Origin of the sequence: Streptomyces sp. NPDC085946, from assembly GCF_044540485.1 — a bacterium.
GTDB lineage: Bacteria > Actinomycetota > Actinomycetes > Streptomycetales > Streptomycetaceae > Streptomyces.
The window spans coordinates 1-7,775 of record NZ_JBITSF010000061.1 but is presented as its reverse complement, the minus strand read 5'-3'; the positions used below and the strand labels follow the sequence as shown (position 1 = coordinate 7,775).

At 74.6% G+C, this 7,775-nt stretch carries 9 protein-coding genes; 4 read left to right on the top strand and 5 right to left on the bottom strand.

The features are described 5' to 3' along the window. On the top strand, nt 1-230 hold a 230-nt coding region (locus ACIF8T_RS40400), incomplete at its 5' end, for a Rieske (2Fe-2S) protein (RefSeq protein WP_400042465.1). Nucleotides 231-251: 21 nt separating this feature from the next. Here the strand turns inward: ACIF8T_RS40400 and ACIF8T_RS40395 are convergent. Continuing rightward, a complete protein-coding gene (locus ACIF8T_RS40395) occupies nt 252-749 on the bottom strand; it encodes a DUF2243 domain-containing protein (RefSeq protein WP_400042463.1) in 498 nt (165 codons plus the stop codon). A gap of 75 nt (nt 750-824) precedes the next feature. Here ACIF8T_RS40395 and ACIF8T_RS40390 point away from each other — a divergent pair, with 75 nt between their 5' ends. Continuing rightward, a complete protein-coding gene (locus ACIF8T_RS40390; protein WP_400042461.1) occupies nt 825-1,385 on the top strand; it encodes a hypothetical protein in 561 nt (186 codons plus the stop codon). Nucleotides 1,386-1,415: 30 nt separating this feature from the next. Here ACIF8T_RS40390 and ACIF8T_RS40385 read toward each other — a convergent pair whose 3' ends face one another. From ACIF8T_RS40385 to ACIF8T_RS40370, 4 genes are all read right to left on the bottom strand, one after another. Beyond that, nucleotides 1,416-1,790, bottom strand: coding sequence for a hypothetical protein (locus ACIF8T_RS40385; RefSeq protein ID WP_400042460.1), 375 nt, complete (start codon nt 1,788-1,790; stop codon nt 1,416-1,418). Continuing rightward, complete coding sequence (ctaD, locus tag ACIF8T_RS40380; protein ID WP_400042458.1) at nt 1,787-3,499, bottom strand: cytochrome c oxidase subunit I; 1,713 nt, start codon at nt 3,497-3,499, stop codon at nt 1,787-1,789. The genes ACIF8T_RS40385 and ctaD overlap by 4 nt, the downstream gene beginning before the upstream one ends. A gap of 208 nt (nt 3,500-3,707) precedes the next feature. Beyond that, a complete protein-coding gene (locus tag ACIF8T_RS40375; protein WP_400042457.1) occupies nt 3,708-4,355 on the bottom strand; it encodes a hypothetical protein in 648 nt (215 codons plus the stop codon). Nucleotides 4,356-4,485: 130 nt separating this feature from the next. Next, entirely contained in the window at nt 4,486-5,580 is a 1,095-nt protein-coding gene (locus tag ACIF8T_RS40370) for a glutamate--cysteine ligase (protein WP_400042455.1), read from the bottom strand. A 174-nt stretch (nt 5,581-5,754) separates the two neighbouring features. Between ACIF8T_RS40370 and ACIF8T_RS40365 the strand changes: the two genes are divergently transcribed. Continuing rightward, nucleotides 5,755-6,432 carry a hemerythrin domain-containing protein gene (locus ACIF8T_RS40365; RefSeq protein WP_400042453.1) on the top strand — a complete coding sequence of 226 codons (678 nt, stop codon included), beginning with the start codon at nt 5,755-5,757 and terminating at the stop codon, nt 6,430-6,432. Nucleotides 6,433-6,514: 82 nt separating this feature from the next. Beyond that, on the top strand, nt 6,515-7,630 hold the full coding sequence (locus ACIF8T_RS40360; protein WP_400042451.1) for a winged helix DNA-binding domain-containing protein: 1,116 nt from the start codon (nt 6,515-6,517) through the stop codon (nt 7,628-7,630). Nucleotides 7,631-7,775: the final 145 nt, after the last annotated feature.

The following is a 7,775-nucleotide window of genomic DNA, read 5'->3' as shown; positions in this document are numbered from 1 at the left end:
TGCAATGTCCCTGGCACGGCAGCGTCTTCCGGCTCGCGGACGGCTGGAACGTGCGCGGTCCCGCCACCGCCCCCCAGCCCGCCTTCGACACCCGCATCGTCGACGGCCACGTGGAGATCCGCCTGCGCCTGCGGGACCGCGACGGCCACGGCCGCGCGGACGGCACCCGGGGCGCGCACCGGCGACGGGCCGGCTCCACGACCGGCAGAGCCCACCGGCACGACACCTGACACCCGCCCGGACCACCGCCGTCAGGACGCCGGCCCGCCCCGCGCGCGGCGGGCCGCGCGGACGGCCAGGACCACCCCGACGAGCAGCAGCAGCACGGCGGCGCCGTTCCACGCCCAGTCGTACGGCGTGACGTCCACCCCGTAGCGGATCTGGTGCAGGCGCAGCAGCTTGTGGTCCACGATCCCGTCGAACAGCTGGAAACCGCCCAGCCCCAGGAAGAGACCCGCCCACGCGTGGGCCGGCGCCAGGGCCCGGCGGCGGCGCAGGTCGGCGTAGAGGAAGAACCCGGCGACCAGCGCCAGCAGTTCGGCGCTGTGCAGCAGCCCGTCGGACAGCAGCCCGACGGACGGGGTCGAGCGGTCGTAGAAGTGGTGCCAGCCCAGGACCTGGTGGAAGACGATCTCGTCGACCGCCGCCATCACCGCCGCGCCGATCAGCGCGCACACGGCCGCCGACCTGCGCGGCTCGGGCCGTGCGGCCGGTGCGGGGGAGGTGCGCGACCGGGCCGGTTCCGTCATGGGCGTCCGCCTTCCTCGCGTGCGTCGGGCCCGACCGGGCGGGTGAGGGCCGCGCTCCCGGGTACCCGCCGGGACATGCTCAAGCGCGCGTTGTGGCAGGGACTGGTCGCCGGCACCGCCGGGGGCCTCGTGATGACCCTGGGGGAGAAGATCGAGCAGGCCGTCACCGGCCGCCCGGACTCCCACGTGCCGGCGCGGGTCCTGCAGCGCCTGACCGGCGCGCCCGAACGCCCCGGCAGGCAGCCGCCGGCGGTCAACTGGGCCATGCACCACGGCCAGGCCGCCCTCCTCGGCGTGCTCCGGTCGGTCATGGCCCAGTCCGGACTGCGCGGACCGGTCGCCTCCGCCAAGTTCGCCGTCGTCCGCCTCACCAACGACCAGATCCTGGAGAACGCGACCGGCGTCGGCGCCCCGCCGCAGACCTGGCCCCGCCGGGAACTCGTCGTGGACGTCCTGCACAAGGCCGTCTACGCCTTCACCACCGGGCTGGTCGCCGACGCCCTGGCCGCCCGTGACGGCCGCGGTCCCGGCCAGCTGCACGCCGCCCTCCGCCCCGGCCGCCACGCCGGTGTCGGACCCCTGTCCCGCCGGGCCGCCGGAGCCGCCCGCGACGGCAGGGGCCCCGCCGGCCGGTGACATCCGGCGCACCGGCCCGGGCGGGTGCCGTCAGCGCGCGGTCGCGGACGCCAGCGCGCCCGCCCCGGTGGCGCAGGCGAGCACGGCGCAGGCCAGCACGGCGTGACGCTTCAGCAGGTCGCGCCGGAGGTCGGCGTACCGGCTCTCGTACTCCCGGCGCAGCTCGGCGGCGCGCCGGACGGTGGCGCGCAGCATCTCCCGGCTGACGTCCAGGCGCCGCCTGACGTAGTGCCGGGTGAGGTCCTCGGCCTGCGCGGCGGTCAGCCACGGCAGGTCCGCGCAGAGCTCCTCGGCCTCCCGGCGCGCCTGCTCCTGGTGGGCGTGCGCGAGGAGGTAGCCCTCCGCCTCCTCGGCGAGCCCCGGCGGCCCGACCTTGTACGCCGCGTCCGGTCTGCCGCGCCTCACGACCGGTCGCCCTTGTGCCCCCCGGGCTCGACGACGTCGCGCTTGCCGACGTTCTCGACCTGGTCGAGGTCGGCCAGGTCCGGGTGGTGCAGGTCGAACGCGGGGGACTCGGAGCGGACCCGCGGCATGGTCTCGAAGTTGTGGCGGGGCGGCGGGCAGGACGTGGCCCACTCCAGCGAACGCCCGTACCCCCAGGGGTCGTCGACCTCGACGCGCTCGCCCCGCTTGGAGGTCACCCAGACGTTGTACAGGAACGGCAGGGTGGACAGGCCCAGCAGGAACGCCCCGATGGAGGAGACCACGTTGAGGGCGGTGAAGCCGTCGGCGGCCAGGTAGTCGGCGTACCGGCGGGGCATGCCCTCGGCGCCCAGCCAGTGCTGCACCAGGAACGTGGTGTGGAAGCCGACGAACAGCGTCCAGAAGTGCACCTTCTCCAGGCGCTCGTCGAGCATGGTGCCGGTCATCTTCGGCCACCAGAAGCTGAAGCCGCCGAACATCGCGAAGACGACGGTGCCGAAGACGACGTAGTGGAAGTGGGCGACGACGAAGTACGAGTCGGTGACGTGCCAGTCCAGCGGCGGAGAACCGAGGATGACGCCGGTCAGGCCGCCGAAGAGGAAGGTGACGAGGAAGCCGGCCGCCCACAGCATGGGCGGTTCGAAGGACAGCGACCCCTTCCACATCGTGCCGATCCAGTTGAAGAACTTCACGCCCGTCGGCACGGCGATCAGGTACGTCATGAAGGAGAAGAACGGCAGCAGCACCGCGCCGGTGGCGAACATGTGGTGCGCCCACACCGCCACCGACAGGCCCGCGATGGCGATGGTGGCGGCGACCAGACCCATGTAGCCGAAGATCGGCTTGCGGGAGAAGACCGGGATGATCTCGCTGATCACGCCGAAGAACGGCAGGGCGAGGATGTACACCTCGGGGTGGCCGAAGAACCAGAACAGGTGCTGCCACAGCACCGCGCCGCCCACCTGGGCGTCGAAGACGTGCGAGCCGAACTGCCGGTCCGACTCCAGCACCAGCAGCGCCGCCGCCAGCACCGGGAAGGCCAGGAGCACCAGCACCGAGGTGAGCAGCACGTTCCAGGTGAAGATCGGCATCCGGAACATCGTCATGCCGGGGGCGCGCATGCAGATGATGGTCGTGATGAAGTTGACCGAGCCGAGGATCGTGCCGAAACCGGCCAGCGCCAGCCCCATGATCCACAGGTCGGCGCCCTCGTAACCGCTGCGGATCGGGCCGCTCAGGGGCGTGTACGCGGTCCAGCCGAAGTCGGCGGCGCCCTGCGGGGTGAGGAAACTGCCGAGCACGATCAGGCCGCCGAAGAGGAACAGCCAGTACGACAGCATGTTCAGCCGGGGGAAGGCCACGTCCGGGGAACCGATCTGCAACGGCATGATCGCGTTGGCGAACCCGGCGAACGTCGGCGTCGCGAACAGCAGCAGCATGATCGTGCCGTGCATCGTGAACGCCTGGTTGTACTGCTCGTTGGACAGGATCTGCAGTCCCGGCCGGGCCAGCTCCGCCCGGATCGCCATCGCCAGCGCCCCGCCGACCACGAAGAAGGCGAACGACGTGATCAGGTACAGGTGGCCGATCTTCTTGTGATCGGTCGTGGTCAGCCAGGCGACGATCACCTGGCCCCTCCCGCGGCGCCCCGCCGCGGGGACGGGAGCAACCGGTTCGGTATGTGTCGCCATCAGTTCCTCGATCGGCAGCAGTCGGTGGGGGTGTGCGGCCGCGTGACGGAACGAGCGGTCCCGCTACGGGCCTGGTGCGATGCAGCGTGTAACCAGCCCGCCCGAAACTAGCCCCGCCGGTTCGCCGGCACCGCCCGATGCCGCCCCCCGCTCAGCCGAACGGCCTACTCAGCCCCTCGAACGGGTGGTGACGCGCCGCCCAGCCGGCTCACCGGGCCGCGCCGGGGCCGAGCGCCACCGTCGTCGTGACCCGGGTGAGGGCAGGCTCCCTGGGCACCGAGCCGAACCCGAAGCGCACCGGCGGGTCGACGGGCGCCTTCCCGCCGAGGTCGGCGCCCTCGAAGGCCGCCGACAGCGCGCGGATCGACCGCAGGTCCCGGGCGCCGTACCACTCGCGGCGGCCCCCGCCGGCGCTGCCGCGGGTGCGCACGCCCGGCAGCAGCAGGCGGGCCGGCCGGTCCGTCAGCGCGCTCCACGCCGGACGGCGGGCGAGCGGGCCGGGAACGGCCCGCAGCAGGTACCCCAAGGGCCGCCGCGGCCCGGTGGTGAAGCGCAGGTCGAGCGGTCCCGCGGCGACGGTCCAGGTGCCGCCGGCGACGCTCACGCCGACCGGGACGACGCGGACCGTGTCGAAGACGTACGTGGCGCGGATGAAGTCCGCCGTCTCCCGCGAGGGCGCCAGCAGCAGCCGCTCCCCGTCGGCCCGCTCCAGCATCACGTCGCTGAACGGCCCGAACGGCGACCGCGGCCAGTGGCCGAGCACCAGACGGGTCCCCGAGGCGGTGCCCGTGCCGGCGATCCAGCCGTCGAAGCGCAGCAGCGGGCCCCGCCCGGTGCGACCGTGCCTGCGGATCATCCGCTCCTCCCCGTCCGCGCCCTGCGGGGGAGCCCCGGCCGGCGGGGGCTCCGTCGTCCCGCGCGCCGGGTCCCCCGCGGCCCGCCGCGGGAAACGACGCCGGGGCCGGCCGCCCGTCGTCCGTGCCGGGTCACGGCATCGTGCTCTGGGCGCTGATCAGGTCGGTGACCGCCCGCAGGCCGCCCCGGGCGAGGGCGGCGCGCTGCCGGTCCGCGCCGGTGCCGTTGCGCAGCAGCCGGTGGACCAGGGCCGAGACCTGCCGGGTGTCGCCGCAGGCGTCGAGCGCGGGGGCGATGCGCTTCAGCAGGTGGTACAGCACGTCACCGGCCCGGTGGGAGCTGCCGCCCGGGTCGACCAGGGTGTCGGCGAGACCGTGCCGCGCGGCGTGCCACATGGCGGCCTGGAGCAGCTCCGGCGGGCAGTCGGGCGCGGGCGCCCCGGCCGCGGTCTCCGTGAGCGCGGTCAGCACCAGGCCCCGGACGATCCCCGCGAGCATGACCGCGTCGTCCACGCGCAGCTGGACGTCCAGGCAGCGCACCTCGACGGTGGGGTAGCGGGCGGAGAGGCGGGCCTGCCAGTACAGCTGGCCGGTGTCGGAGATCAGCCCGGCCTCCAGCAGCCGCCCTACCCGCCGGTCGTAGTCCGCGGCGTCCTCGAAGCGCGGGGGTATCCCGCTGACCGGCCAGCGGCCGAAGATCACGGTGCGCCAGCTGGCGAAGCCGGTGTCGTGGCCGTCCCACAGCGGGGAGTTCGCGGACATGGCCGTCAGGGTGGGCAGCCAGACCCGGATCCGGTTGAGGACCTGCACGCCCGCCTCCCGGTCGGGCACCGCCACGTGCACGTGCATGCCGTTGACCAGCTGTTCCGCGACCAGCTGGGGGGCCTGGGTGAGCATGGCCCGGTAGCGGGCCTGGTCGGTGACGGCCACCGGGTGGCGGTGCCGCAGCGGCGGCGTCCCGCAGGCCGCGATCCGGCAGCCGTGCTCCTCGGCCGCCGCCCCGACGGCGTGCCGCAGCCGCAGCAGGTGCCCGCCGGCCTCGTCCAGGCCGGCGCACACCTGGGTGGCCACCTCGACCTGCGCCTGCAGCAGCTCGCTCTGCACCTCCTGGTCCGCCACGAGACGGCCCAGACCCGCCGCGACCCGCACCTTGTCCGCCTGGGGCACCGGCAGGCCGGTGACCGGGTCCAGCAGCAGGTACTCCTCTTCCACGCCGATCGTCGTCATCGATCGCCCTCTGTCCTGGGTTCCCCCGGTACCGCAGCCGGTTCTGGACACACCATGACATAACGGTGGACGGCGGCGCCTGCCGAGCTACGGACATGTCCGATAAAGGCCGTACCCGCGGTAAACCTCCCGGCACCGGGGTACCCGCGCCGAGCACGTCGAGAGGAGAGGGCCATGCCCCGCACCATCGAGGAACAGACCGTGGACCAGCTGGGCGGCCCCGGCAGCGTCCTGGCGCGGCAGCGCCGCGACCACGCCGAGATGGACCGGCTCATGGCCCGCTACCAGGCACTGGACCCCGGCGAGGAGCGCGAGCGGGTCCTGAAGGAGACCGTCCAGCTCGTCTTCAGCCACGCCTTCGCCGAGGAGACCGTGCTCTGGCCGCAGGTGCGGCGCTCCGTCCCGGACGGGGAGGAGCTGACCGCCCGCGTCGAGGAGGAGCACCAGCAGATCAACGACCTCGTGGCCGACATCGAACGCCTCGACCCGGGCGACCCGGAGCGCGAGGAGAAGGTGCGGCGGGCCTTCGCCCTCATCCGGGAGGACATCAGGGACGAGGAGGACCTGCTCCTGCCCCGGCTCCAGGAGAGCATGGGCGCCGCCCGGCTGCGCCGCCTCGGCAAGGCCTGGGAGACGGTCCGTCTGAGCGCCCCCACGCATCCCCACCCGGTCGTCCCGCGCCGCCCGCCCGGCAACGCGGTCCTCGGGGTCCCCCTCAGCCTCTACGACCGCCTGCGGGACCTGCTCGGCCGCGGCGGACCGGCGTCCGCGCTGCGCAAGCTGCTCACCGGCCTGGGCGCCCTCCTCCTCTCCGCCGCGGCGGCGGCCGCCCTGCGCCGGTCCCGGCGCTGAGGGGTGCCGAGCGGGCGGGCCGGACCACGGTGTCCGTGCGGACCGGGACCCGCGGACCGCGGCCGGCCGCTACCGTGCGGGCATGACGAAGACCCGGCAGAGCGGCACGGCCCCGGCCCCCGTCCTCGGCACCCGCGCCCTGAACCGCGCGACCCTCGGCCGGCAGCTGCTGCTGCGCCGCGCCGGGCTGTCCGCCGAGGCCGCCGTCGGGCACCTGGTCGGACTCCAGGCCCAGAACGTCAGACCCCCGTACTACGCGCTCGCCGCCCGCCTCGACGGCTTCGCCCCGCAGGAGCTGTCCGGGCTGATGGCCGACCGCGCGGTCGTCCGCATCGTCACCCTGCGGTCCACGATCCACACCCACACCGCCGACGACTGCCTCACCCTGCGGCCGCTGGTGCAGCCCGCCCGCGACCGGGAGCTCGGCCTCTTCCGCAAAGGACTCGCGGGCGTCGACCTGGACCGGCTCGCCGCGCTCGCCCGGGAGCTCGTCGAGGCCGAGCCGCGCACCATGAAGCAGCTGCGCGAGGCCCTGCTCGCCCGGTGGCCGGACGCCGACCCGCAGGCGCTGGGCGTCGCCGCCCGCTGCACGCTCCCCCTCGTCCAGGTCACCCCGCGCGGGCTGTGGGACCGCAGCGGCCAGGTCGCCCTCACCACCGCCGAGCAGTGGCTGGGCCGCCCCGCCGGGCCGGCCCCCGCCCCGGACGCGGTCGTGCTGCGCTACCTCGCCGCCTTCGGCCCGGCCTCCGTCAGGGACATGCAGACCTGGGCCGGGCTGACCCGGCTGCGCGCGGCCTTCGAACGCCTGCGCCCGCGCCTGGTGACCTTCCGGGACGAGAGCGGCGTCGAGCTCTTCGACCTGCCCGACGCCCCCCGCCCCGATCCGGACACCCCGGCCCCGCCGCGCTTCCTGCCCGAGTTCGACAACCTGCTGCTCTCGCACGCCGACCGCACCCGCGTCGTCCCGCCCGAGCACAAGGGCCGCACCTGGCAGGGCAACACGGCGTACCGCACGCTCCTGGTCGACGGGTTCCTCGCCGGGGTGTGGCGCCTGGAGGAGAGGGCGCTCGTCGTCGAGCCCTTCGGCCGGCTCACCGCGGACCGGCGGGACGAGGTCACGGCCGAGGCGGAGCGGATGCTGGCGGTGCTGCACCCGGAGTCGTCGTACGACATCCGCTTCGGCACCGTCCGGCGCTGAACCGGCGGGGGGGAAGAGACATGGAAAGGGGGCGTTGGGGGGCCCCCGGGGGGGGCGCCCACCCCCCCCCCGGTAGACACCCACGGGGTCAGAAGCCGCCCGGTGGCGGTACACCTGAAGCGAGCGGGGACCCCGGAGGGTGAGG

Bases quoted from the DNA above. Each gene is read 5' to 3' on its own strand.
- ACIF8T_RS40395 (WP_400042463.1), bottom strand. From the start codon at position 749: ATGACGGAACCGGCCCGGTCGCGCACCTCCCCCGCACCGGCCGCACGG.
- ACIF8T_RS40390 (WP_400042461.1), top strand. From the start codon at position 825: ATGCTCAAGCGCGCGTTGTGGCAGGGACTGGTCGCCGGCACCGCCGGG.
- ctaD (WP_400042458.1), bottom strand. From the start codon at position 3,499: ATGGCGACACATACCGAACCGGTTGCTCCCGTCCCCGCGGCGGGGCGC.
- ACIF8T_RS40375 (WP_400042457.1), bottom strand. From the start codon at position 4,355: ATGATCCGCAGGCACGGTCGCACCGGGCGGGGCCCGCTGCTGCGCTTC.
- ACIF8T_RS40370 (WP_400042455.1), bottom strand. From the start codon at position 5,580: ATGACGACGATCGGCGTGGAAGAGGAGTACCTGCTGCTGGACCCGGTC.
- ACIF8T_RS40365 (WP_400042453.1), top strand. From the start codon at position 5,755: ATGCCCCGCACCATCGAGGAACAGACCGTGGACCAGCTGGGCGGCCCC.
- ACIF8T_RS40360 (WP_400042451.1), top strand. From the start codon at position 6,515: ATGACGAAGACCCGGCAGAGCGGCACGGCCCCGGCCCCCGTCCTCGGC.